The sequence below is a fragment of the Pseudomonas azadiae genome (assembly GCF_019145355.1).
GTDB classification, from domain to species: Bacteria; Pseudomonadota; Gammaproteobacteria; order Pseudomonadales; family Pseudomonadaceae; genus Aquipseudomonas; species Aquipseudomonas azadiae.
The window spans coordinates 2,783,875-2,808,960 of the sequence record NZ_JAHSTY010000001.1 but is presented as its reverse complement, the minus strand read 5'-3'; the positions used below and the strand labels follow the sequence as shown (position 1 = coordinate 2,808,960).

Sequence of the window (25,086 nt, the reverse complement as noted above, 5' to 3'; positions counted from 1 at the left end):
ATGTTTAACGAGCACGGTTCAACGTGCGCGCGAAGGTACCGAACGGGTGCGCCCGCTGCCGTCGATGGCGACAAATACGAACACCGCCTCGGTAACCTTGCGCCATTCGCTGGACAGCGGGTCGTCGCTCCACACTTCGACCATCATCTGGATCGAGCTGCGGCCGATTTCCAGGGCCTGGGTGTAGAAGGAAAGCTGCGCGCCCACGGCGACCGGCACCAGGAATGCCATGCGATCAATGGCCACGGTGGCTACGCGCCCACCCGCAACCTTGCTGGCCATGGCGGTACCGGCCAGGTCCATCTGCGCGACCAGCCAGCCGCCGAAAATATCACCAAAACCGTTGGTTTCACGCGGGAGCGCGGTGATTTGCAGGGCGAGATCGCCTTGCGGGATAGGATCTTCTTGTTCGAGTTCGATCATGCCGAGGGCCTCTGACCCGTAACGCTTCATGGGTATTTCAAGTGGATAGCCGTCTTCGAAAAAAACGTTTCAGCACCAACATACACCGCGTGATGCGTTTCTCGTAAGGCGTACTAAAGGGAAACTCTGCCAAATCGGCTGGATGGCACCCAACGACGTTTTGGCACAGCAGCCCGTCAAGACTGCGGGTCTTGCGCTTGCAAGGGCCGAGTATATCGAGACCCTGGCGCCACGACGACCTCTGGGCGCTCATTTGGTCGGCAATTGGCGGCTGTACGGGGGCTTTTTGCCGCAACTGTGCTTCTGATGTGCTTTTCCGGGCGATTTGCTATCTTGCCGAACCCGTTCCGGCCCGGCCAACACCTCGGGCTTGCCGTTCTGACTAATAAGAGAAGCCTTGCCATGTCCTCCGTGCCCGCAAGCAGTGCGCAACCTTCGCGCCCGCTGACCCGCAACGACTACAAAACCCTGTCGCTGTCTGCCTTGGGCGGGGCGCTGGAGTTCTACGATTTCATCATCTTTGTGTTTTTCGCCACGGTGGTCGGAAAACTGTTTTTCCCTGTGGACATGCCCGAATGGCTGCGCATGATGCAGACCTTCGGCATCTTCGCCGCCGGCTACCTGGCGCGCCCTTTGGGCGGCATTATCATGGCGCACTTCGGCGACCTGCTGGGCCGCAAGAAAATGTTCACCCTGAGCATCTTCATGATGGCCGTGCCGACCCTGATCATGGGCCTGCTGCCAACCTACGCACAAATCGGCCTGTGGGCGCCGGTCCTGCTGCTGCTGATGCGCATCATCCAAGGTGCGGCGATTGGCGGTGAGGTGCCAGGTGCCTGGGTGTTTGTGTCCGAACACGTGCCGCCGCGCCATATCGGCTACGCCTGCGGCACCCTGACCAGCGGTCTCACCGCCGGCATCCTGCTGGGTTCGCTGGTTGCCACTGCGATCAACACGCTTTATAGCCCGGAGCAGGTGTCGGATTACGCCTGGCGCATCCCGTTCCTGCTCGGCGGCGTGTTCGGCCTGCTGTCGGTGTACTTGCGCCGCTGGCTGCACGAAACGCCGATCTTCGCCGAGATGCAGCAACGCAAGGCCCTGGCCGCCGAGTTACCGTTGCGCGCCGTCCTGCGCGACCACCGTGGTGCCATCGTCTTGTCGATGCTGCTGACTTGGCTGCTGTCGGCCGGCGTGGTGGTGGTCATCCTGATGACCCCGACCGTGCTGCAGACCATTTATCACTTCAGCCCGACCGTTGCGCTGCAGGCCAACAGCCTGGCCATCGTCACCCTGAGCCTGGGCTGCATCGCCTCCGGAGCCCTGGCCGATCGCTTCGGCGCCGGCCGTGTGCTCATCTGCGGTTGTGCGCTGTTGCTGGCAACTTCCTGGACGCTGTATCACAGCCTGATGGCCCACCCGGACTGGCTGTTCCCGCTATACGCCCTGACCGGCTTGTTTGTAGGCGTCATTGGGGTGGTGCCCTACGTGATGGTCAAGGCGTTCCCGCCCGTAGTGCGTTTCAGTGGCTTGTCGTTCTCCTACAACGTGGCCTACGCCGTGTTCGGCGGGCTGACGCCGCTGGCGGTATCGCTGCTGATGAAGGAAAGCCCGATGGGCCCGTCCTACTACGTGGCCGCCCTGTGTGTGATGGGGATGGTGGTGGGTGGGTATCTGTGGAAGCGTTCACGTTAGGTCTTGACGACATGATCGCTCCCACGCGCAAGCGCGGGAACGATCCGGTTTCCTTCTCCCGCCGATAGTGGCCTTTCATCCAACTGTCACATTCCAGACATAGAGTAGTCACACGGCCTGCCGATACTTGGCCCCGATCCAATTATCCCTATCTGCTAGGAGCAAGGCATGAAACTGAAACGTTTGATGGCGGCAATGACGTTTGTCGCTGCTGGCGTCGCGACCGCCAACGCGGTGGCTGCTGGCGTTGACCCGGCGATCCCGGCTTACGTCAAGACCACTGGTGTGTCGGGCAACTTGTCCAGCGTTGGTTCCGATACCCTGGCAAACCTGATGACTCTGTGGGCCGAGGGTTACAAAAAGGAATACCCGAACGTCAACATCCAGATCCAAGCGGCCGGCTCTGCCACCGCGCCTCCTGCGCTGACCGAAGGCACCTCCAACCTGGGCCCGATGAGCCGCAAGATGAAGGACACCGAACTGGCTGCCTTCGAGCAGAAGTACGGCTACAAACCAACCGCTATCCCGGTTGCCGTGGATGCCCTGGCTGTATTTGTACACAAGGACAACCCCATCCAGCACCTGACCATGGAGCAGGTCGACGCGATCTTCTCGTCGACGCGTCTGTGCGGCGCCAAAGCCGACGTGAAAACCTGGGGTGATCTGGGTGTGACCGGCGACCTGGCCAACAAGCCGGTGCAACTGTTCGGTCGTAACTCGGTGTCCGGCACTTATGGCTACTTCAAGGAAGAGGCCCTGTGCAAAGGTGACTACAAGCCAAACGTGAACGAACAACCCGGCTCGGCTTCGGTCGTGCAGTCGATCAGCTCGTCGCTGAACGGCATCGGTTACTCGGGCATCGGTTACAAGACCGCCAGCGTGAAAACCGTGGCCCTGGCCAAGAAAGGCAGCACTGACTATATCGAAGACAGCGAAGAAAACGCCCTGAACGGCAAATACCCGCTGTCGCGCTTCCTCTACGTTTACGTCAACAAGGCTCCGAACAAGCCTTTGGCCCCGCTGGAAGCCGAGTTCGTGAAGCTGGTCCTGTCCAAACAGGGCCAGGAAGTTGTAGTCAAAGACGGCTACATCCCGCTGCCCGCCAAAGTCGCCGCCAAGGCCCTGGCTGAGCTGGGTCTGAAAGAAGGCAACTAAGCCTGTAATACCCTGTGTAGGAGCAGGCTTTTGTGTGGGAGCGGGCTTGCCCGCGATGCTGGCGACGCGGTTCAAGGTTGAAATCGTGTTGATGCCATCGCGGGCAAGCGCGCTCCCACATTAGCTCAACTACACCCCTTTTTTATCCGCTGCCAGCTTTGCTTCGCGGCGGATTTGGTGCGTCACCACATTGTCATCTTTCTGTCATACAGGACCGCTAGGGTGTGCGCATGAATGATCTGGCCAATTCCACCATGACGACGACTTCTCCCCCCAAGCGCATTGATTTCAATACGCCTGAGCTGCAACGCAAGCGCCGCATTCGCGCGCTCAAGGATCGCCTGACCCGTTGGTACGTGCTGGTCGGCGGTCTCGCCGTCCTCGGCGCCATTACCCTGATCTTCTTTTTTCTGGCCTATGTCGTCGCGCCCTTGTTCCAAGGGGCTTCATTGACCAAGGAAGACGCCCTGACCCCGGCCTGGATCCAGGACGCCGGCAAGCCGCTGATGATTTCCCTCGAAGAACAGAACCAAGTCGCCATGCGGGTTTCCGACAAGGGTCAGGCGCTGTTCTTCAACGTGGAAACCGGCGCCGAGCTCAAGCGTGTCGACCTGCCACTGCCGGCCGGTGTCAGCGTGGCCTCCATTGGTGAAGACCAGCCCGGCAGCCCGCTGGTGATCCTCGGGTTGTCCAATGGCCAGTCCATGGTGTTCCGCCACACCTATAAAGTGTCCTATCCCGACGGCAAGAAAACCATCAGCCCGGCCATCGAATACCCTTATGGCGAAACCCCGATCGTCCTGGATGACGCTGGCCGCCCGCTGCAACATGTGGCGCTCAACGCCACGGATACCACCTTGGTGATTGCAGGTTCGGCCGGCTCGTACTTGAACGTGCTGTCCCTGAGCCGCGAAGAAAACATGATGACCGGCGAAGTCACCAGCGAGCAGAAGCGTATCGAGCTGCCGCAAATGACCGAACCGGTGAAGGCGATCTTCATCGACCCGCGCCAACAATGGCTGTACGTGATCAACGGCCGCGCCCTTGCCGACGTCTTCAGCCTGCGCGACAAAAGCCTCAACGGTCGCTACAAACTGCTGGACGATGCCAACGCTGAAATCACTGCCAGCACCCAGCTGGTGGGCGGTATTTCGCTGATCATCGGCAACTCCAAGGGCGGCCTGGCCCAATGGTTCATGGCCCGCGACCCGGATGGCGAGCAACGCTTCAAGCAGATCCGAACCTTCCAGATGGGCACTGCGCCGATTGTGGAAATCACCGCCGAAGAGCGCCGCAAAGGCTTCGCCGCCCTCGACGCCTCCGGCCAGTTCGGCGTGTTCCACAGCACCGCGCACCGCACCTTGCTGGTCGACCCGGTTGTCGACGGCCAGGGCGTGTTCGGTCTATCGCCACGCGCGAATCGCGTCATCGTGGAAGCCGGCGGCAAGCTGCAACCGCTGCTGCTGGACAACCCGCACCCGGAAGTGTCCTGGAGCGCGTTGTGGAGCAAGGTCTGGTACGAGAACTACGACGAACCTAAATACGTCTGGCAGTCGACCGCCGCCAACACCGACTTCGAACCCAAGATGAGCCTGGCCCCGCTGACCTTCGGTACCTTGAAGGCCGCGTTCTACGCCATGCTGCTGGCCGCGCCATTGGCGGTTGCCGCCGCGATCTACACCGCTTACTTCATGGCCCCGAGCCTGCGCCGCAAGGTCAAGCCGGTGATCGAGCTGATGGAAGCCATGCCGACCGTGATCCTCGGCTTCTTCGCCGGCCTGTTCCTGGCGCCGTATGTGGAAGGCCATCTACCGGGGATTTTCAGCCTGTTGATGCTGTTGCCGATTGGCATCCTGGTCGCCGGTTTTGTTTTCAGCCGCCTGCCTGAGTCGATCCGCCTGCGGGTGCCCGATGGCTGGGAAAGCGCGATCCTGATCCCGGTGATCCTGTTTGTCGGTTGGCTCTCGCTGTACATGAGCCCCTACCTGGAAACCTGGTTCTTCGGCGGCGACATGCGCATGTGGATCTCCCACGACCTGGGCATCACCTACGACCAGCGCAACGCCCTGGTGGTCGGTCTGGCCATGGGGTTTGCGGTAATCCCGAACATTTACTCCATCGCCGAAGACGCCGTGTTCAGCGTGCCGCGCGGCCTGACCCTGGGCTCGCTTGCCCTGGGCGCCACGCCGTGGCAGACCATGACGCGCGTGGTGATCCTGACCGCCAGCCCGGGCATCTTCTCGGCGCTGATGATCGGCATGGGCCGCGCTGTCGGCGAGACCATGATCGTGCTGATGGCCACCGGTAACACGCCGGTGATGGAGATGAACCTGTTCGAAGGCCTGCGCACGCTGGCGGCCAACGTCGCGGTGGAAATGCCCGAGTCGGAAGTCGGCGGCAGTCACTACCGCGTGCTGTTCCTCTCGGCGCTGGTGCTGCTGTTGTTCACCTTCATCATGAACACCCTCGCCGAGCTGATCCGTCAGCGTCTGCGCAAGAAATACTCGTCGCTTTAAGAAAGGTAGAAGTCTGTGAAACAGAACTCCCTGAATGGATGGTTCAAGAGCGGCGCCCCCGGCGTCTGGATCAGCGGTGGCGCGGTGTCCATCGCGGTCATCATGACCATCGGTTTGCTGGCTGTGATTGCGGTGCGCGGTTTGGGCCACTTCTGGCCGGCCGACCTGATCCAGGCCAACTACAACGTACCGGGCCAGGCCAACCATATCGTCATCGGCGAAGTGGTGCAGAAAGAACAAGTGCCGCGCGAGCGCCTGAAAAGCGCCGGCCTGCCGGTGCCTGACGCGGGCCCGGAATTCATGACCCGCGAGCTGATCAAAGTCGGCAACCGTGACCTGAACGGCAACGATTTCACCTGGATCGTCGGCGAGTGGTTGAAGGATCAGACCACGCCGAAAAACCTGATGACCATCGAGCGGCGCGAGTGGGGCAACTTCTACGGCACGCTGGTCAACGTCAAGCAGGATGGCAAGGTCATCGCCGAAGGCGAAGCCGCGTGGCCCGAGCTGCAAGCCCGTGTCGAGCGCGTGAACGCGCTGGCCGCCCAGCTCAAGACCCTTGAAAAATCCGACATCGGCGCGATCAACGCCGGCCTGGAACGCATCCGCCTGCACGGCCGCAAACTGGAGCTGGAGGGCAAGCTTGACGCCACCGCCCAGGCCGACATGGACGCTGACCGCGCCGAGCTGAACGCCCGCTACCAGGACATCGAAGCGCGCCTGGCCGACCTGCACGCCCAGTTCAACCGCGACGCGCTGACCGCCCGCGACGGCAACGGCAAGGAAGTGGAAATCGGCATCGGCAAAGTGGTGCATGCCTACCAGCCGAACGCCATGGGCACGATGACCAAGATCGGCTTCTACTTCAGCAAGGTCTGGGAATTCCTCAGCGATGACCCACGGGAAGCCAACACCGAAGGCGGGATTTTCCCGGCCATCTTCGGCACCGTGATGATGACCCTGATCATGGCGATGATCGTGACCCCGTTCGGCGTGCTGGCGGCCGTGTACCTGCGTGAGTACGCCAAGCAGAACACCCTGACCCGCATCATCCGCATCGCCGTGAACAACCTGGCAGGTGTACCAGCCATCGTCTACGGCGTGTTCGGCCTGGGTTTCTTCGTGTATGTATTGGGTGGCTCGGTCGACCGCCTGTTCTTCGCCGAAGCCCTGCCGGCCCCGACCTTCGGCACGCCGGGCCTGTTGTGGGCCTCGCTGACCCTGGCGCTGCTGGCGGTGCCGGTGGTGATCGTGGCCACCGAAGAGGGCCTGGCGCGGATTCCGCGCACCGTGCGTGAAGGCTCCCTGGCGCTCGGCGCGACCAAAGCGGAAACGCTGTGGAAGATCGTGCTGCCAATGGCCAGCCCGGCGATGATGACCGGCATGATCCTCGCCGTGGCCCGCGCCGCCGGTGAGGTGGCGCCGCTGATGCTGGTCGGTGTGGTGAAACTCGCGCCGTCGCTGCCGCTGGACGGCAACTACCCGTACCTGCACCTGGACCAGAAGATCATGCACTTGGGCTTCCATATTTATGACGTCGGCTTCCAAAGCCCCAACGTCGAAGCCGCACGGCCACTGGTGTACGCCACTGCGCTGCTGCTGGTGATGGTGATTGCCACGCTCAATTTGTCGGCGGTGTGGATCCGTAACCATCTGCGCGAGAAGTACAAGGCGTTGGACAGTTAATTGAAGTGAGCGCGGATTAAAGGTGGGAGCGGGCTTGCTCGCGAATACGGTGTGTCATTCAGCACACCTGGCGACTGAAACGACGCCTTCGCGAGCAAGCCCGCTCCCACACAAATTGGTAGCACAGGGAGCATCCCATGCAACACGAAAACCAGCCCCACGGCATCAACATGTCTGCCCTGGGTCGCGACAAGCAGAGCCTGAGCCTGGCCCAGGAAACCGTGGCCATCGAAGTGCCGGGCCTGAGCCTCTACTACGGCGACAAGCAGGCATTGTTCGACGTCAGCATGAACATCCCCAAGCAACGTGTAACGGCCTTCATCGGCCCGTCCGGCTGCGGCAAGTCCACGCTGCTGCGCACCTTCAACCGCATGAACGACCTGGTGGACGGTTGCCGCGTGGACGGTGCCATCAACCTCTACGGCACCAACATCTACCGCAAGGGCGAGGACGTGGCCGAGCTGCGTCGCCGCGTGGGCATGGTGTTCCAGAAACCCAACCCGTTTCCCAAGACCATCTACGAAAACGTGGTCTACGGCCTGCGTATCCAGGGCATCAACAAAAAGCGCATCCTGGATGAAGCCGTCGAGTGGGCCTTGAAGGGCGCGGCGCTGTGGGACGAGGTCAAGGACCGCCTGCACGAATCGGCGCTCGGGCTGTCCGGCGGCCAGCAGCAGCGCCTGGTGATCGCGCGCACCATCGCCGTGGAACCGGAAGTGTTGCTGCTCGATGAACCCTGCTCGGCACTTGACCCGATTTCGACGCTGAAAGTCGAAGAGCTGATCTACGAGCTCAAGTCCAAGTTCACCATCGTCATCGTGACCCACAACATGCAACAGGCGGCGCGGGTGTCCGACTACACCGCGTTCATGTACATGGGCAAGCTGGTGGAGTTCGGCGACACCGACACCCTGTTCACCAATCCGGCGAAGAAGCAGACCGAAGACTACATCACCGGTCGCTACGGCTAGGAAGCCGTGGTTCTGATTGCATTGACGCTGCGGTTCTCCGCACCCTACCGGACGCTCCAAGGACGCCAACATGATTAGCAAAGAAGGCCTTACCCACCACATCTCCGCGCAGTTCAACGCCGAGCTTGAGGAAGTGCGCAGCCACCTCCTGGCGATGGGCGGTCTGGTGGAAAAGCAAGTCAATGACGCGGTGACCGCGCTGATCGAGGCCGACTCGGGCCTGGCCCAGCAGGTACGTGAGATCGACGACCAAATCAACCAGATGGAACGCAACATCGACGAAGAATGCCTGCGCATTCTTGCCCGTCGCCAACCGGCGGCGTCCGACCTGCGGTTGATCATCAGCATCTCCAAGTCCGTGATTGACCTGGAGCGCATCGGTGACGAAGCCACCAAGATCGCCCGCCGCGCCATCCAGCTGTGCGAGGAAGGCGAAGCGCCACGCGGCTACGTGGAAGTACGGCATATCGGCGACCAGGTGCGCAACATGGTGCGCGATGCCCTCGACGCGTTTGCGCGCTTCGACGCCGAACTCGCGCTGTCGGTGGCCCAGTACGACAAAGTCATCGACCGCGAATACAAGACCGCCCTGCGTGAGCTGGCCACCTACATGATGGAAGACCCGCGCTCTATCTCGCGGGTCTTGAGCATTATTTGGGTGCTGCGCTCGTTGGAGCGTATCGGCGACCATGCGCGCAATATCTCGGAACTGGTGATCTACCTGGTGCGCGGAACCGACGTACGGCACATGGGCCTCAAGCGCATGAAGGCCGAAGTTGAAGGTTCAGTCGATCAAATACCTAATGTTCCGGGCGAAACTGACGATAAGTAAGGTTGCCCGAGAAATTAACGCCCGGCCTTTGGCCGGGCGTTTTTGTTTGTGGCGGATGAATTTTGCACGGCAGGCACAATAAGTTCTGCTGTGATTACCGAGTTTTGGCAAAATGCCATTAGTCAGGCGTGTTGCGTGCCGAAGTGTTAATAGGATGAAGGGTCGATGAGTAAAGTCAGTGTATTGGTGGTGGATGACGCCTCGTTTATCCGCGATCTGGTGAAGAAGTGCCTGCGCAACTACTTCCCGGGGGTCAAGCTTGAAGATGCGGTGAACGGCAAAAAGGCCCAGGCCATCCTGATGCGCGAGACCTTCGACCTGGTGCTGTGCGACTGGGAAATGCCGGAGATGTCAGGCCTTGAACTGCTGACCTGGTGCCGCGAGCAACCGCACCTCAAGGCCATGCCTTTCGTGATGGTGACCAGCCGTGGCGACAAGGAAAACGTAGTCCAGGCCATCCAGGCCGGCGTTTCCGGCTACGTCAGCAAACCGTTCACCAACGAGCAGTTGCTGAGCAAGGTCAAGCAGGCCCTGCACAAGATCGGCCGCCTCGACGCGCTGGTTGCCAGCGCACCGACCAAAATGAACTCGGCCTTCGGCAACGACTCCCTGAGCGCCCTGACCGGCGGCAAGCCCGAAGCGGTCAAGTCGGCGCCTGTGGCGGCGGCTGCACCCGCGCCGAGTCGAGGCCTGCTCAATAGCCCGTCGCTTCAGGCGCCTGCCGCTGCGTCTCCGGCCGGCGGTCGGGGCCAAGGCCAACTGCGCCTGTCCAGTGGCACCCAGCAATGCGTGATCAAAGCACTGAGCATCAAGGAAGCACTGCTAGTGGTGCGCCGCGGCGAGATCCTGCCCCAGGTGCTGGAAAGCGCCGTGCTCGACCTGGAGCAAGGCGACAACGCCGAAGTGGCCCGTCTCAACGGCTACCTGCACGCCATCGTCGCCTTCGAACCCAAGCCCGACAGCGACTGGCTGCAACTGACCTTCCGGTTTATCGACCAGGACGCGCAGAAGCTTGACTACATCTCCCGCCTGATCGCACGCGGCACCGCGCAGAAGCATTTTGTGCCGGGTGCGTGATTCTCTGGGTAACTGGGAATCTACCGGCTGTCAGATTTCGGTACCTGGTTTGATTTATATCTGTTTCGATATAGCCTCTCGATAACGCCGCAGCGTTATCGAGCCTTTGCTATGCCTTGAAACAAACCGCCAGGACCCTTGGCCGAATCATCGATTACGCTTTTTCTTTCCAGCAAAGGAGAAGCCAATGCCGAGGCACAAGGATGTGGTGTTTCTAGGAAGTTCACTCAAGGACCTTAAAGCGTTCCCCCTGGATGCCAGAAGGGCCGCGGGTTTCCAGTTGGATTTATTGCAGCAGGGCGAGCAGCCCTTTGATTGCAAGCCGATGAAGACCATTGGAAGGGGCGTCAGTGAGATCCGGATAGTTGAGGAATCGGGAGCGTTTCGAGTGTTCTATGTAGTCAACCGGCCTGAAGCGGTTTATGTGCTGCATGCGTTGCGCAAGACCACACAGAAAACCGAAATGCGGGACATCGAGCTGGCTCGTTCCAGACTGCAGGAGTTAGGTTAAACCCATGACAAACCAAAAGTTACATACCGAACGTTTCAACTGTGTGTGGGATGCCTTGGAAGACACACCCCAAGAAGCGGCCAATATGCGGTTGCGCTCAAAGTTGTTGCTGGAGCTTTGCAGCACTATTCGCAGTTGGGAGCTTTCACAAACAGAGGCGGCGCAAAGACTGGGTATCAGCCAACCTCGCCTCAATGACGTGCTCAACGGCAAGATCGACAAATTTTCCTTGGATGCCTTGGTCAATCTGTCGGCCGCCGCCCATATGAATGTCGATATCTGTTTTTCAGCATCGCCAGCCTGACCCACACACCATTGTCATGATCCCTTGCTAACCTGCCGCTCAGTCGTCCCGGCAGGTTCACGCCATGCTCATGCGCTTTTTGCTGTGCTGCGGGTTGGCCACGGTCGCCCCGTCGGCCCAGGCCATGACCCTCTACAAATCCACCGACGCCAACGGCCTGGTATTTTTCAGCGACCGGCAGACCCCCGGTGCCCAGGCATTCGTGATCCAGGAGCGCAGGGCCGAGCGAGCGAAGCCTCCCGTGCGCCCGTTGCCTGAACGCCGTTATCCACAGCAAGCCTACCGCTATCCGTTGCCCTGGCGTGGCGGCCCGTTCCGCCTGAGCCAAGGTCCCAATGGCAGCTTCAGCCATACCGACGCCAAGAGCCGCTATGCGATGGACATTGCCATGCCCGAAGGCACGCCGATCATTGCGGCACGCAGCGGTGTGGTGGTCAGGACCGAAAACGGGCAGGTTGGGCGGGGCAGTGATGCGTCGGGGAATTTCGTCAGGGTGCGTCACGACGACGGCACCGAGGGCGTGTACCTGCACCTCAAACAAGGTTCGGTGAGTGTCCGGGCAGGGCAGCGCGTGGCGATGGGAAGCCCGCTGGCGTTGTCGGGCAATACCGGCAACAGCAGCGGGCCGCACCTGCACTTTGTGGTGCAGCAGAGCACCGAGGCCGGGCTGGTGTCGATCCCTTACGAGTTCAACCAGCCGGTCGGCACATTGCCCAATTTTGCATTGGGCAATTGACGGTCAGTCCAGCAGCAGGACCTTGGCCAGCACGATCTTCGGCCCTTTCATTTTCTTGATGATGATGCGCAAGCCTTCAACTTCCAGCACCTCTTCCTCTTCCGGCACCCGCTTGAGGGTGTCGTAGATCAGCCCGGCCAGGGTTTCGGCTTCGATGTGGTCCAGGTCGACACCCAGCAGGCGCTCCACCTTGAACAGCGGCGTATCGCCACGCACCAGCAGCTTGCCCGGCTGATAGGCCAGGATGCCGCGCTCGGCCTTGCGGTGTTCGTCCTGAATGTCGCCCACCAGCACTTCCAGCACGTCTTCCATGGTGAGGTAGCCGATGATCTTGCCGTCGGCCTCTTCCACCAGGGCGAAGTGCGCGCCGCCTTTGCGGAACTGTTCCAGCAACTGCGACAACGGCATATGCCGCGACACGCGTTCCAGCGGGCGGGTCAATTCGGCCAGGTTGAACGACTCGGGAATGTGGTCCAGGGCCGCCAGCTCCAGCAGCAGGTCCTTGATGTGCAACAGGCCCACGAACTCATTGCGCACCGCGTCGTACACCGGGTAACGGCTGAATTTGTGACGGCGGAACAGCGCGAGGATTTCCTTGAGCGGGGCGTTGAAATCCAGGGTGACCAGATCTTCCCGGGAATTGGCCCAGTCCACCACTTCCAGCTCGCCCATCTCCACAGCGGAGGCCAGTACGCGCATGCCTTGGTCGCTGGGGTCCTGGCCGCGGCTGGAGTGCAGGATCAGCTTGAGCTCTTCGCGGCTGTAATGGTGTTCGTGATGCGGGCCAGGCTCGCCCTGGCCGGCGATGCGCAGGATAGCGTTGGCGCTGGCATTGAGCAGGTAAATCGCCGGGTACATGGCCCAGTAGAACAGGTACAGCGGCACCGCCGTCCACAGCGACAGCAACTCGGGCTTGCGGATCGCCCAGGACTTGGGCGCCAGCTCACCGACCACAATGTGCAGGTAGGAAATCACGAAGAAGGCGGCGAAGAACGACACGCCCTTGATCACTTCCGGCGACTCGACGCCCATCGCGCCCAGCAGCGGTTCGAGGATGTGTGCGAACGCCGGTTCGCCGACCCAGCCCAGGCCCAGGGAAGCCAGGGTGATACCCAGCTGGCAGGCCGACAGGTAGGCGTCGAGCTGGCTGTGTACGGTGCGCAGGATCTGCCCGCGCCAGCCGTTGGTGTGGGCGATGGCCTCGACCCGAGTCGAGCGCAGTTTGACCATGGCGAACTCCGCCGCAACGAAGAAACCGTTGAGCAGTACCAGGACCAGTGCAAAAAGAATCATGCCGAAGTCGGCGAAGAGCGTAGCGAGGGTGATGCCAGGGGAAGGGTCCATGATGGGGTTTTGCAGGTTCCGTATATTCAATAAGGGGTGGCGAGTGTGCCTGGAAGGCAGGCGCAAGTCGGCCAATGTAGCGGCTGACGGGGCGCTTGCCTAGTGCCTGCTGCCGGGCGGGGCATTGATCGTGGTGTCACCGAACCGGTGTGGGAGCTGGCTTGCCTGCGATGGCGTCTTGTCAGGCGACATCTCCAGCGGCTTTGCCGGCGCTATCGCAGCATAGGTATCTACACAACTTTCAAAGGCTGAAAAATCTGTAGTGAGCGGGCTTGCCCCGCGCTGGGGGGCGAAGCCGCCCCAAACCAGGCCACCTGGTTCCGTCTCGCGGTGGCTTTATTTGGGGCCGCCTCGCAGCCCAGCGCGGGGCAAGCCCGCTCACTACAAAAATGTGTAGATACCTATGGCTATCGCAGGCAAGCCAGCTCCCACATGAGAGCGTCGTCACTGCAATCTATTCGTCCTTCTCGATTACCCGCGAACGGCTTACCTGTGCTGGCGGAAAATGACAGGTAAACGTACTGCCATGCCCCAGCACGCTGCTGATTTCCAGGCGTGCACGGTGGCGCAACAGCACATGCTTGACGATCGCAAGGCCCAGCCCGGTGCCGCCGGTGTTGGAGTTGCGGCTGGAGTCGACACGGTAGAACCGTTCGGTCAGGCGCGGCAGATGCTTGGCATCGATGCCGATGCCGGAGTCCTGCACGCTCAAATGTGCGCCCTGTTCGTCGGCCCACCAGCGGATTCGGATATTGCCTTTGTCCTGGGTGTATTTCACGGCGTTGAACACCAGGTTGGAAAACGCGCTGCGCAACTCGCCTTCGCTGCCTTTGAGCAGTACGGCCGGGTCGGCTTCCAGGGTGATCTGTTGCTCGCGCTGGCCGGACAAGGCCTGGGCATCGTTCTTGATGGTCTGCAGCAGGCTCTGCACGGCCACCGGATGGTTGTCCGACGGATAGTCGGTCGCCTCCAGCTTGGCCAGCAGCAACAGGTCATTGAGCAGCGTTTGCATGCGTGAACCTTGCTGCTGCATCTGCTGCAGGGCCCGGCTCCAGCGCGGATTGATCTCGTCGACGTTATCCAGCAGCGTTTCCAGGTAACCGCAGATCACCGTCAGCGGTGTGCGCAGCTCATGGGAGACGTTGGCGACGAAGTCTTTGCGCATCTGTTCCAACTGATGGATGCGGGTGACGTCGCGCACCAGCATCAAGTGTTCATTATTGCCGTAGCGCGTCAGGTACAGCTGGATGCGCACGCGGTCATTGGTGGGCGAGGGGATTTCCAAGGCTTCTTCGTAGTTATCCTGCTCGAAGTATTCCTTGAAACGCGGGTGGCGCACCAGGTTGGTCACCGGCTGGCCGCTGTCCTGGGGCGTCTTGAGGCCCAGCAGGGTCTCGGCGGCGCGGTTCCACCATTCCAGGTTGCCGTCGCTGTCGAGCATGATCACCGCGTCCTTGAGCGCGGCGGTGGACTCCTGCACTCGGTCGATCACCGCTTGCAGGCGTCCGCGCACCCGTTGGTCGCGGCGTTGCAGGTGGTAGATGCTGTCGAACACTTCGCCCCACAGGCCATAGCCGTCGGGCGGCGCTTCGTCGGGTTTGTGTTGGCGCAGCCATTCATGCAGGCGCAGCAATTGCTTGAGGGTCCAACCCAGGTACAACCCTATGCCGACCGCCAGGCTCCAGCCGTAATAACCGCTGACCAGGCCCACCAACAGGCAGCCGGTGATCAGCAAAAGCATGTGGCGGATCAGGGTGCCGTGCCAGTTTTGATTCACTTGAACATGCGTCCTTGTCAGCTGTTAAGTCAGGCGCTTACGTGCAAAAACCGGCTGGCTCAGCCTTTGGTGGAAAACCGATAACCGGTGCCGCGCACGGTTTGTACCAGATTCTCATAGGCCTCGCCCAAGGCTTTGCGCAGGCGGCGGATATGCACGTCCACGGTACGTTCTTCCACATACACATTGCCGCCCCACACCTGGTCGAGCAACTGGCCACGGGTGTAGGCGCGTTCCTGGTGGGTCATGAAGAATTGCAGCAAGCGATATTCGGTAGGTCCCATCTCGGCGGGTGTGCCGTCGATGGTCACGCGGTGGCTGATCGGGTCCAGCAGCAGGCCGCCGACTTCGATGGGCGCTTCGCCATCGGTCGGGCCGGCGCGGCGCAACACAGCCTTCAGACGAGCGACCAGTTCCCGTGGGGAAAAAGGCTTGGTGATGTAGTCGTCGGCGCCGACTTCCAGGCCCTGGATCTTGTTGTCCTCTTCGCCCTTGGCGGTGAGCATGATGATTGGGATGTCCCCGGTCAGCTCGTCACGCTTGAGGCGGCGGGCCAGCTCGATGCCGGAGGTGCCGGGCAGCATCCAGTCCAGCAGGATCAGGTCGGGCTTGCGGTCGACGATGATGGCATGGGCCTGCTGGGAGTTCTCCGCCTCCAGGCAGTCGTAGCCGGCCATTTCCAACGCAACGGCGATCATCTCGCGGATGGGCGCTTCGTCGTCAACAATCAGAATGCTCCTGCCAACCATGCTCAAAAATCCTCTTGTCATTTAACTGTCTTGCGCCGCATTAGATAACGGAATTATTGCAGTCGTGTGACAGTAATTTAGTCGTTAGAGCATTCTGCGCCTCTCTGGACTACGCTAGGGGTCCGAATCCTGACAAGCACAAAAGGAAGGTTCCGATGACTCACAGCACGATTTCCTGGAAAGCCCTGCTGGTAACGGCGGCGTTGACGCTGCCGGGCCTGGCGTTCGCGGCGGAGCCGGCGATGACCAAAGGCGGGATGCTGGTCGACCACAAGGGCATGACCCTCTACACCTTCGACAAGGATGCCGATGGCAAGTCAGTGTGCAAGGACCAGTGCGCGACCAACTGGCCGCCGCTGAAGGCTGAGTCCACCGACACCTCGACAGGCAAGTGGACGGTGATCACCCGCGATGACCAGACCAGCCAATGGGCCTATGACGGTAAGCCGGTCTATACCTACAAGGATGACAAGAAGGCTGGTGACAAGACAGGCGATGGCAAAGGTGGCGCGTGGCATGTGATCAAGCCTTGATCTTGCGGCGCTGCTGAAATCATCGCGGGCAAGCCCGCTCCCACATGTGCAACGCATGTCTGTGTGGGAGCGGGCTTGCCCGCGATGGCGCCGGTCCTGGTCAACGCACCGCGTAATCCACCACAATCCCCACAAAAATCGCCAACCCGGCCCAGTGGTTGTGCAAAAACGCCTTGAAGCACTTCATGCGGTCCCTGTCGCGGGTGTACCAGAACTCCCAGGCAAAGCAGCCCGCCGCCGCCAGCAATCCCAGGTGGAACCAACCCCCCAGCTCGAATCGCGCACCTGCCAGTAACAGGCACGCCAGCGCCAGGCCTTGCAGAGTGAGAATGATCACCCGGTCGGCATCGCCAAACAGAATGGCGGTGGATTTCACCCCAATCTTCAAATCATCGTCACGGTCAGTCATCGCGTAATACGTGTCGTAGCCCACCGTCCACAGCAGGTTGGCGATATACAACAGCCATGCGGCGGCGGGCAGGCTGCCGGTCTCGGCGGTGAATGCCATCGGCATGCCCCACGAAAACGCCGCCCCCAGCACCACCTGCGGGTAATAGGTGTAGCGCTTCATGAACGGATAGCTTGCCGCCAGGGCCAAACCGCCAAGGGAGAGAAGGATGGTGGTGGCATTGGTCAGCAGCACCAGCAGAAAACTGATACCCATCAGCACCGCAAAAAACACCAGCGCTTCCTTCGAGCTGATTTTGCCGCTCACCAACGGGCGCTGCTCGGTACGCTTCACATGGCCGTCGACCTTGCGATCGGCCCAGTCATTGATCACGCATCCGCCGGCGCGGGTCAGCACCACGCCCAGTACGAACACCGCGATATTGATCAAGGATGGCGAGCCTTTGCCCGCGATCCACAGCGCCCACAACGTTGGCCAAAGCAGCAGGTAGATGCCGATGGGCTTGTCCATGCGGGTCAACTGAATGAAATCCCAGGCCCTGGGGTTCAGGCGGTTCAGGGATTTGAGCAGACGCTGGTACATCAACAGTTCTCCGGGTGAGCGTGCAGCGCGTGCCAGAAGCTTGGCAAAAAGACCTCGGCAACCAGCACGCTCAGGGGGCCGCGATCGAAACGTGAGCGGCGCGCCCACAGGCCGTCGACCTGATCGGCCTGGGGCAACCATTGCCGTGGGTAATGGCACACCTCGATGGCCTGGCGCGTGAATGCCTGGTCGCAGAACAGCAATTCGCCCAGCGAGCGGCTGCCCAACTCATCCATATGCAAGCCGTCGCCCTGCAACGCGCTGCGCGCCGCCACACTGCGGGCAAACACCCAAGGCTGGCCGTGCCCACGCAAATACACCTCGCGCACCCAGCCGATACTGGCCGGCGCCAAGGCCAGGGCGGCGCATTCATCATCGCGCAACGGCTGCCAGCCCTCCAACAGCGGCGTCACGCTGAAGCCGTCGTTGGACAGCCGCGTCAGTCGCCGCGTCAGCGAGTCTTCGTTGAACAGCCAATTGAGGGTCAAGGGCGCGGACGCAGGGGCCAGAAGGCTCTGGGGCAGCCATTGGCAAGCATCGGGAAGGACGATTGAGTGCGGCACGGTGAGTCAATATTGGCGGCAAAAGAGGCGCCGAGCTTACCATGGCGTTCTGAGTTTTTGCCGGGCTGAACCCGCCGCTTGCGTCGATCGTGCTTGCATCTGCCGGCCCCGATCAGTACAAAACGCCCTGAGCCGTACGGCAATGCGGGTCTATCGACCGTCGGCCAAGACGCCTGGAATCTGAGGAAGCAAGTAATGAAGAAGTGGCAATGTGTAGTCTGCGGCCTAATCTATGACGAAAAAGACGGCTGGCCGGATGACGGAATCGCACCGGGCACCCTGTGGCAGGATGTACCGGAAGACTGGCTGTGCCCGGACTGCGGCGTGGGCAAAATGGATTTCGAAATGATCGAAATCGGCTGACTTTCGGTTTCAGACACGTACTACAAGGAGAAAGGAATGAACGCACCTGTCGTGATCATCGGCACAGGATTGGCCGGCTACAACGTGGCCCGGGAGTTTCGCAAGCTCGACAGCGAGACCCCCTTGCTGCTGATCACCGCGGATGACGGGCGCTCCTACTCCAAGCCCATGCTCTCCACCGGTTTTGGCAAGAACAAGGAAGCCGATGGCCTGAGCATGGCCGAACCGGGCGCCATGGCCGAGCAACTCAAGGCCCAAGTGCGCACCCACACCCGTGTCAGCGGCATCGACCCTGGCCACAAACGCCTGTGGATCGGCGAGGAAGCCGTGGCCTACCGCGACCTGATCCTGGCCTGGGGCGCAGAAACCGTGCGTGTACCGGTCGAAGGCGATGCGGCTGAACTGATTTTTCCGATCAACGACCTTGAAGACTACGCACGCTTCCGTGCCGCCGCCGCCGGCAAACGTCGTGTGCTGTTGCTCGGTGCCGGTTTGATCGGCTGCGAATTCGCCAACGACCTGATCCTGGGCGGCTATGAGATTGATCTGGTGGCGCCGTGCGAGCAAGTCATGCCGACCCTGCTGCACCCGGCGGCGGCCGCAGCGGTGCAGGCCGGGTTGGAAGGCCTCGGCGCGCGTTTTCACCTGGGCCCGGTGCTCAATCGCCTGCAGCGCACGGCGAACGGCCTGGAAGCTCATCTATCGGATGGTGAAGTGATCCATTGCGACCTGGTGGTCTCGGCTATCGGCCTGCGCCCGCGTGTCGACCTGGCCGCTGCCGCCGGCCTGCAGATCAACCGCGGGATCATGGTTGACCGCCACCTCAAGACCTCCCACGCCAACATCTACGCCCTGGGCGACTGTGCCGAGGTTGACGGCTTGAACCTGCTGTACGTCATGCCGCTGATGACCTGTGCCCGCGCTCTGGCCCAAACCCTGGCGGGCAATGCCACCGCCGTCAGCTACGGCCCCATGCCGGTTACCGTCAAGACGCCGGTCTGCCCGCTGGTGGTTTCGCCCCCGCCACGCGGCACCGAAGGGGTTTGGAGCGTCGAGGGCGAGGGCGCCGATATTAAAGCCCTGTGCCGCGACAGCAGCGGCCGCTTACTGGGCTATGCATTGACCGGCACTGCGGTGATGGAAAAACTGGCGCTCAATAAGGAACTTCCACCGTTGTTGGCGTAAATACTGGCCGTTCTGTCGGAATAAGCACATTTTTCACCCTAGAAAGGTCGCCGTGAGGCTGGCGCGGCGTTCGGCGGCATGCCATCCTCAGTGCCGTCTGCCGCAGAGTAGAGCCTGCGGCGCTTTGGGCGCCGCTCCGTCAGAGAGCGGCACGGACATAACAACAAAAAACCGTCAAAGAGGCTTCACTTATGCGTAAACCAGAACTCGCAGCCGCCATCGCTGAAAAAGCGGACCTTACCAAAGAGCAGGCCAACCGCGTGCTCAACGCTGTTCTCGAAGAAATCACCGGCGCCCTGCACCGCAAGGACAGCGTCACCCTGGTCGGCTTCGGCACCTTCCTGCAGCGCCACCGCGGCGCCCGCACCGGCAAGAACCCGCAAACCGGTGAGCCGGTGAAGATCAAGGCGAGCAATACCGTCGCGTTCAAGCCGGGTAAATCGCTGAAAGATACTGTTAACGCGTGATGGCGTTACCGTCTCGTAGGGGGCGGGGTGGTGAAGAAATGGGCACGCCGACTGGGTTGGGTGCCCATTTTTTGTGGGGGCCTTGGCCTGTTTGGGATTTCACGTCCGATGTCATCACGTAAATTGGATGAGGCAACAGCCATCCCTATCTCCTTCCTTCATTTTTCTGACTCAGAAGGAATCAGCACTCCGGATATATCGATACTCTGCTGTTGTCCGGCAGGACTTCGTAAATGGTGAGTGTGCCGTCCGAGTTCTGTACTTCGTAAACTCTACTGGTGAAATTTTCTCGCCATATATTTTCAGTGATTGAAGTTATTTTGTTAGCGTCGTATTTGTAAGAAGTTTCGAAATACTCGCCGGTGTTGAGCAAGCTATAGTGCGCTGTCGTATGGCCGCTTTCGAGTGTGCTTATTGCAACTGAATCAAGGTTGGCGTCAGAGCTTCCTTCTAAAGCGCTGCCGAAATTCAATTCTATAATAGTGTCTGGTGTGTTTAGAAAAAATCGTCTGTAGACGATCCATTGATTTTTTAGTTTCACATATTTCGCGTATTGTATTTCGCCTATTATTTTTTCATGGTTATCTAAAAAGTAGCACTGCTTATTGTTATCGGGGGTAGCATTTTTTTTTAGTAAACGGCCGGGGGTGCATCCTTGCAGCTCGCACACGTAGGGCGCTGGATTATATGCGGGCATGATGCCCATGCCCCACTGTTTCTTGATATGCGTGCTTTCTGTGTGTGATATGAGTTCGGTATATTTTCCTTTGTATTCGTTAAGTACTGAAAGCAAAAATTCTTTCATGAAAGTTTTCCTATTTTGTCAGTGGGAAAGTTTTTCCACCGCCGAGCTCTAAGTTGAGTGTTTTTAGTCCTTGTTCAAAATCGGTCCTTGTTTTTGCGCCTTTGAGTGTCTCCCACACATGTTTTTTATATGCATTCCCATGTACGCCTTCTCCTGCATGGGCTGTGGCTTTGGTATTTGGCAGGCGAGATTTTGAATTGACGGGTAGCCATATGCCATTTTCTTTTTGGTTTATATCAATACCGAGCCTGTCCATGCGCCTTCTCAGGAAGCGCATGCGTATATCTTTTGAGTTGGACATTACAATGTGATGTGCTCGATAGTCCTTGCTTGGAGCCTTGCCCAGCCGTCCGCCAAGTTTTTTTGCGTCACTTGAGCAGCTTAGCCCAAGCGGATCCAGCCACGTGAATGGGTTGGGTGTGTATTGATAGAGATTGAATCCGCCCAGCAAACCAATCGGATCCGGCGTAGTAAACCGCCCCACATCCGGATCATAAAACCTGAACGTGTTGAAATGCAGCCCCGTCTCCCGATCCAGATACTGCCCCTGGAACCGCAGGTTCTGCTCTTCAATGTAATAAGGCTCGCGCACTTCCTCCAGCGTATTGCCCCACACCCGGTAGGTCGCCTGCCAGACGCTGTGGCCGTCGTCTTCGGTGAGCTGTTCCGGCAGGCCGTTCAGGTCATTGTGGTAATAACGAATTTTTTGCAGCGGCCCAGTGCCATCGACCCGCGCCAGAGGTTCGTAGCTTTCATCTTCGTAAACATAAAGACTGGTCTGGCTATGTTTATGCTCCTGCAGCAACCGCAAACCATCCCAGGTAAATCGCGTTTCCCCCAGCGGATACCCATCGCTGCCATGCTCGGTTTTTTCAATCCGGCGCCCCAGCGGGTCATACGCCATTCTGACCACGCTGCCGTTGTCATTGCGCACTTCAACCAATCGGCTTTCAGCGTCATACGCAAACCGCTGCACACCCCGCTTGGCGCTGCGCTTTTCAATCATTCGTCCAAACGCGTCATAGCGATAACGCTTGTCCTGATACGTCAGCAGCTTGTTATGCACCACCAACCCGGCACCCGCCTGCGGGCCGTCGAGCAGGTTGGCGGCGGCGTCGTAGGCGAAGGTTTCGCGCTGACCGTGCAGGCTGTCCTGGCTGGCGATGATGCGGCCGGTGGCGTCGTAGTGCAGCAGTTGACGGTGCTGCGCGGCGGGTTGCTGGTCGAGTTTGCCGATCAGGTTGTCGGCGGGGTCATACTCGAACTGTTTTTGCGCGGCTGCGGGCATCAACGATGGTTGACTGGCAAGGCGGCGTTGGCGCGAGCGCAGGCGGCCGCTGCGGTCGTATTCGCTGCGGGTGCTGAGCTGGCCTTGGGTGCGCAGCACTTCGCGGTGCAGGCGATCGCGTTCGAAGTCGCTGATCACCTGGCCGTCGAGGTTGATCTGGTGCAGGTGGCCGCTGCCGTAGTACAGGCGGTTGAGCCAGCGGCCGTCGGGCAGTTGGGTCTGGATCAGGTTGCCGAGTTCGTCGTAGTGGTGTTGCAGCGTGCCAGCCGCACTCTGCTCGCCAAGCAACTGGCCGAGAGCGTCGTAGGCGAAGCCCAGGGCCTGGGTATTGCCTTGCAGATCGGTGAAAGTCACCGCCGTGAGCTGGTCCACGGCATCGTAGCTGTACTCGGTGCGGCCATCGTCGGTGGTTTTTGCAACCAGTCGGCCGACGGCATCGCGTTCCAGTCGATGAACAATGGGGGCGGGTGGCGCCTCGGGGACTACTGCCAAGCCATTGCCGAAAGGCGCCGCAATGGCGGTTACCGTGGTTATGTTGTCCAGCGGGTCGTAGTCGTAGCGCTTGGCGCTGCCGTCCAGGTCCTGCTGCTCGGCCAGGCGGTCGGCGGCATCCCAGGCAAACCGATAGCGCTCACCGTTCTCGTTGATCAGTGCTTGCAGGCGTCCGTAGCTGTCGTAGCCGAACTGCACCTGCCGGCCATGGGCGTCGGTGCGCTGGCTGACCTGGCCGCGACGGTTGTGCTGGTAGAGCGTGGTGTGCCCGGCCGGGTCGGTATACCCCAACAGTTGACCGCTGATGTCGCGCTGGTACTGCTCGATACGGCCATCCGGCAATTGAGTGCTTAGCAAGCGCCCCTGGGCGTCGTAGCTGAATTGCGTGCGCTCACCCAGCGCATCGGTGATGACTTGCAGATAGCCGCGTTCGTCGTAGCTGAAGCGCGTCGGGTAACCCGAGCAGTCGATATGCTCGACCAGTTGCCCGAATGGGTTCCAGCGCAGCTTTTTGCTTTTAGCGGTGGCATCGATGATTTCCACGACCTGGCCGTGGGCGTCATAACGGTAGCGAGTGACATAGCCCAGTGGATCGGTTTCGGCGATGCAGTTGCCACGTGGGTCGTAGCGATACTGCCAACTGTTGTCGGCAGCGTCGGTTTCCACCAGCGGCAATGCCCAGTGTTCCAGCCACAAGGTCGAATCGCTGCGGCCCAGTGGGTCGGTTTCGCCGATCAGGTTGCCGGATTCGTCGTAGCTGTATTCGTAACGCCCACCCTGCGGGTCGGTGGCGCTGAGCAATTGGCGCTCATCGTTCCATTCGAACAGCCAGGCCTGGCCGAGGTTGTCGCTGTAGCGAGTGATCTGGTGCTGCGTGTTCCAGTGTCGCGTGCTGACGCGTTGCAACCCGTCGGTAATGCGGGTGAGGCCTGCGCTCAAGTCGTAGTCGAACTGGTAAGCGTCGCCCTCATCGGTCCAGTGCCGGACAACCCTCCATTCCAGGCCTTCAACCAAGGCCCACTCATAGAAACATCGCAACCCGGTCGGCAGCTGATGTTCCACCATGCGCCGACCGCTGTCGTAGCTGAAGCGCCGCTGCACCTGGCCTGTGGCATCGCGTACCTGCGCCAGGCTGCCGGCGGCGTCGTAGCCATAACTGACGAGTACTTCGCGGCGGTGATCGGGATACAGGCGCTCGATCTGGACCACCTGTGCGCGGTCGCGAATCAGCTCAACCTGCACCAGGTCGAAGGTATCTCTCAGCCGTACCAGGCGTCCGGCCTCGTCATAGTCGATAAAGATGCGGTTGTCGTTGCGGTCACCGAGTTGCACCAGGCGTAACAACGATGCATCGCTCGGCGAGGGTTCGAACAAACGGTACAGCCCGTCATCGCTCTCAATCAGCAACTGCCCATTGAGGTGCCGCCGCACGGCGAGCCCTTCACCGGCGCTGAACACCGCGCCGCCCAAGGGAATCGAGCCCATGTCGATAGGGCGCCCCTGCTCGTCGGTGTAGACCAGCGTCTCGCCACCGTCGGGATGAGGTCGGACTTCGACGCAGACCTCATACGGCACGCTCCAGCCCGCGCCAAACAGACTGCCGGTGCGATCGTCACGGCTGTTATAGAAACGTTGCCAGTCAATCGGCAAGATGCCGGGCAACACGAAGTCCAGCTCATCGACATCGCCCAGTACCTTTGCGCCCGTCGCTGCATGCACAGGGTTCGACGAGCCCATTGCCGCGTTGGCCATCGCCCCCATCGCACTGCTGACGGCCATCGAAGTGGCGCCGCCGATGAGCATGCACGGCAACTTGCTGAAGAACTTGCCCTTGCCGCCCTTGAGCATCAACAACGCCGTCACCGCCAGTCCCACCCCCGGGGTCTTGCCGCTGCGAATCTCGCGCACCACCACCGAGCCGCCGCCAACGGTCACGTTGGGTGAAATCAACCCGGACGACACCACAGTCGCATCACAAGTGCTGCGATCACCGCTGCGCACCGCCGGTTGGCCGTTGATCGTAACCTTGTCCGAACCTTCGGCCAGAAACTGCGGCGGCATCGGCGGGTGCTTCATGCACACCACCAGGTCCAGGGGCTTGGGCACGGCGCCGGGCGCCGGTGTCGCGACGGTCGGGCGCCACATCTGCGAGAAGAAACTCTCGGCCATGTCCAAATAGCTGGCTTCGGGCGCCGGTGCAGGCTCTTCCAGCTCGGTACCGGCCGGCGCGACATGTGAGCTGATCGCCCCGGCGGCGCGGGCAGCGGGGATGTTGTTGGTGAGGGTGTCGGTGGAACCGGTGAGAATATTGGCCTGCACCGTGGGCGGGAACAGGGCATTGCTGAAGCTATCGCATAACTTCGTCAGGCCTTTGTCCGCCCCGGTCTTGCTCATGGCCAGGCCGACAATCGTGCCCACCACCGCGCCCAGCAGGAAGCAGCCGAGCCCGCCGGTGGCGACGGTAATGCCGGTGGCCGCGACCACGGCAGCGGTCGCCACCGCCGTGATCGCGATATTGGCCGCCACTTCCAGCACACCGCCGAGGATGTCGGCCATCATCGACGTGTGGGAGAGCGCATCGCCCATGCGGGCTGCCCAAAGTGCGTCAGACACGCGTTCTGCTCAA

General features: G+C 60.6%; 22 protein-coding genes. 14 read left to right on the top strand and 8 right to left on the bottom strand.

All coding sequences use genetic code 11. The annotated features are described in order from the left end of the window. Positions 1–18 precede the first annotated feature (18 nt). Positions 19–423 (bottom strand): acyl-CoA thioesterase, encoded by a 405-nt coding sequence (locus KVG91_RS12830; protein ID WP_003176975.1) that lies wholly within the window; start codon positions 421–423, stop codon positions 19–21. 402 nt (positions 424–825) lie between these two features. Here KVG91_RS12830 and KVG91_RS12825 point away from each other — a divergent pair, with 402 nt between their 5' ends. The 10 genes from KVG91_RS12825 to KVG91_RS12780 all read left to right on the top strand — a co-directional run bounded on the left by KVG91_RS12825 (position 826) and on the right by KVG91_RS12780 (position 11,903). Further along, positions 826–2,115 carry an MFS transporter gene (locus KVG91_RS12825; RefSeq protein ID WP_169376393.1) on the top strand — a complete coding sequence of 430 codons (1,290 nt, stop codon included), beginning with the start codon at positions 826–828 and terminating at the stop codon, positions 2,113–2,115. Positions 2,116–2,283: 168 nt separating this feature from the next. Beyond that, positions 2,284–3,270: a phosphate ABC transporter substrate-binding protein PstS gene (locus KVG91_RS12820; RefSeq protein ID WP_169376392.1), complete on the top strand. Its 987-nt coding sequence runs from the start codon at positions 2,284–2,286 to the stop codon at positions 3,268–3,270. A gap of 482 nt (positions 3,271–3,752) precedes the next feature. Continuing rightward, positions 3,753–5,786: an ABC transporter permease subunit gene (locus KVG91_RS12815; protein ID WP_217894915.1), complete on the top strand. Its 2,034-nt coding sequence runs from the start codon at positions 3,753–3,755 to the stop codon at positions 5,784–5,786. A gap of 15 nt (positions 5,787–5,801) precedes the next feature. After that, positions 5,802–7,472 carry a phosphate ABC transporter permease PstA gene (gene pstA / locus KVG91_RS12810; protein WP_169376390.1) on the top strand — a complete coding sequence of 557 codons (1,671 nt, stop codon included), beginning with the start codon at positions 5,802–5,804 and terminating at the stop codon, positions 7,470–7,472. A 137-nt stretch (positions 7,473–7,609) separates the two neighbouring features. Beyond that, positions 7,610–8,443, top strand: a complete 834-nt coding sequence (pstB, locus tag KVG91_RS12805) for a phosphate ABC transporter ATP-binding protein PstB (RefSeq protein ID WP_076952082.1) — start codon at positions 7,610–7,612, stop codon at positions 8,441–8,443. Positions 8,444–8,513: 70 nt separating this feature from the next. After that, positions 8,514–9,275 (top strand): phosphate signaling complex protein PhoU, encoded by a 762-nt coding sequence (gene phoU / locus KVG91_RS12800; protein ID WP_076952081.1) that lies wholly within the window; start codon positions 8,514–8,516, stop codon positions 9,273–9,275. A 165-nt stretch (positions 9,276–9,440) separates the two neighbouring features. Further along, positions 9,441–10,352, top strand: a complete 912-nt coding sequence (locus KVG91_RS12795) for a response regulator (RefSeq protein WP_169376389.1) — start codon at positions 9,441–9,443, stop codon at positions 10,350–10,352. A gap of 187 nt (positions 10,353–10,539) precedes the next feature. Beyond that, on the top strand, positions 10,540–10,863 hold the full coding sequence (locus tag KVG91_RS12790) for a type II toxin-antitoxin system RelE/ParE family toxin (protein ID WP_169376388.1): 324 nt from the start codon (positions 10,540–10,542) through the stop codon (positions 10,861–10,863). A 4-nt stretch (positions 10,864–10,867) separates the two neighbouring features. Continuing rightward, complete coding sequence (locus KVG91_RS12785) at positions 10,868–11,167, top strand: helix-turn-helix domain-containing protein (RefSeq protein ID WP_169376387.1); 300 nt, start codon at positions 10,868–10,870, stop codon at positions 11,165–11,167. Between the two features lie 64 nt (positions 11,168–11,231). Then, positions 11,232–11,903 carry a M23 family metallopeptidase gene (locus KVG91_RS12780; protein WP_169376386.1) on the top strand — a complete coding sequence of 224 codons (672 nt, stop codon included), beginning with the start codon at positions 11,232–11,234 and terminating at the stop codon, positions 11,901–11,903. A 3-nt stretch (positions 11,904–11,906) separates the two neighbouring features. On the opposite strand, the gene KVG91_RS12775 is transcribed toward KVG91_RS12780, so the two are convergent. The 3 genes from KVG91_RS12775 to phoB all read right to left on the bottom strand — a co-directional run bounded on the left by KVG91_RS12775 (position 11,907) and on the right by phoB (position 15,773). After that, positions 11,907–13,247, bottom strand: coding sequence for a hemolysin family protein (locus KVG91_RS12775; RefSeq protein ID WP_076952078.1), 1,341 nt, complete (start codon positions 13,245–13,247; stop codon positions 11,907–11,909). Between the two features lie 454 nt (positions 13,248–13,701). Continuing rightward, complete coding sequence (gene phoR / locus KVG91_RS12770) at positions 13,702–14,988, bottom strand: phosphate regulon sensor histidine kinase PhoR (protein ID WP_178115123.1); 1,287 nt, start codon at positions 14,986–14,988, stop codon at positions 13,702–13,704. A 95-nt stretch (positions 14,989–15,083) separates the two neighbouring features. Continuing rightward, entirely contained in the window at positions 15,084–15,773 is a 690-nt protein-coding gene (gene phoB / locus KVG91_RS12765; protein ID WP_010207570.1) for a phosphate regulon transcriptional regulator PhoB, read from the bottom strand. Between the two features lie 155 nt (positions 15,774–15,928). Between phoB and KVG91_RS12760 the strand changes: the two genes are divergently transcribed. Then, the gene (locus KVG91_RS12760) at positions 15,929–16,306 is read left to right on the top strand and encodes a COG4315 family predicted lipoprotein (RefSeq protein ID WP_169376384.1); all 378 of its coding nucleotides are present in this window, start codon (positions 15,929–15,931) and stop codon (positions 16,304–16,306) included. A gap of 100 nt (positions 16,307–16,406) precedes the next feature. Here the strand turns inward: KVG91_RS12760 and ubiA are convergent, their stop codons facing one another. Then, complete coding sequence (gene ubiA / locus KVG91_RS12755) at positions 16,407–17,297, bottom strand: 4-hydroxybenzoate octaprenyltransferase (protein WP_169376383.1); 891 nt, start codon at positions 17,295–17,297, stop codon at positions 16,407–16,409. Further along, the gene (locus tag KVG91_RS12750; RefSeq protein ID WP_169376382.1) at positions 17,297–17,860 is read right to left on the bottom strand and encodes a chorismate--pyruvate lyase family protein; all 564 of its coding nucleotides are present in this window, start codon (positions 17,858–17,860) and stop codon (positions 17,297–17,299) included. Before KVG91_RS12750 ends, ubiA begins: the two co-directional genes overlap by 1 nt. Positions 17,861–18,055: 195 nt before the next feature. On the opposite strand from KVG91_RS12750, the gene KVG91_RS12745 reads away from it, so the two are divergent. The 3 genes from KVG91_RS12745 (at position 18,056) to KVG91_RS12735 (ending at position 19,875) form a co-directional block, all read left to right on the top strand. Then, positions 18,056–18,223 (top strand): rubredoxin, encoded by a 168-nt coding sequence (locus KVG91_RS12745; RefSeq protein ID WP_003213373.1) that lies wholly within the window; start codon positions 18,056–18,058, stop codon positions 18,221–18,223. A gap of 36 nt (positions 18,224–18,259) precedes the next feature. Further along, positions 18,260–19,408 carry an NAD(P)/FAD-dependent oxidoreductase gene (locus KVG91_RS12740; RefSeq protein WP_169376381.1) on the top strand — a complete coding sequence of 383 codons (1,149 nt, stop codon included), beginning with the start codon at positions 18,260–18,262 and terminating at the stop codon, positions 19,406–19,408. A gap of 191 nt (positions 19,409–19,599) precedes the next feature. After that, positions 19,600–19,875 (top strand): HU family DNA-binding protein, encoded by a 276-nt coding sequence (locus KVG91_RS12735; RefSeq protein WP_003176958.1) that lies wholly within the window; start codon positions 19,600–19,602, stop codon positions 19,873–19,875. A gap of 181 nt (positions 19,876–20,056) precedes the next feature. Here KVG91_RS12735 and KVG91_RS12730 read toward each other — a convergent pair whose 3' ends face one another. Both KVG91_RS12730 and KVG91_RS12725 read right to left on the bottom strand, forming a co-directional pair. Continuing rightward, positions 20,057–20,680, bottom strand: a complete 624-nt coding sequence (locus KVG91_RS12730) for a hypothetical protein (protein WP_169376380.1) — start codon at positions 20,678–20,680, stop codon at positions 20,057–20,059. A 10-nt stretch (positions 20,681–20,690) separates the two neighbouring features. After that, positions 20,691–25,073, bottom strand: coding sequence for an RHS repeat-associated core domain-containing protein (locus KVG91_RS12725; RefSeq protein ID WP_318840857.1), 4,383 nt, complete (start codon positions 25,071–25,073; stop codon positions 20,691–20,693). Positions 25,074–25,086 lie beyond the last annotated feature (13 nt).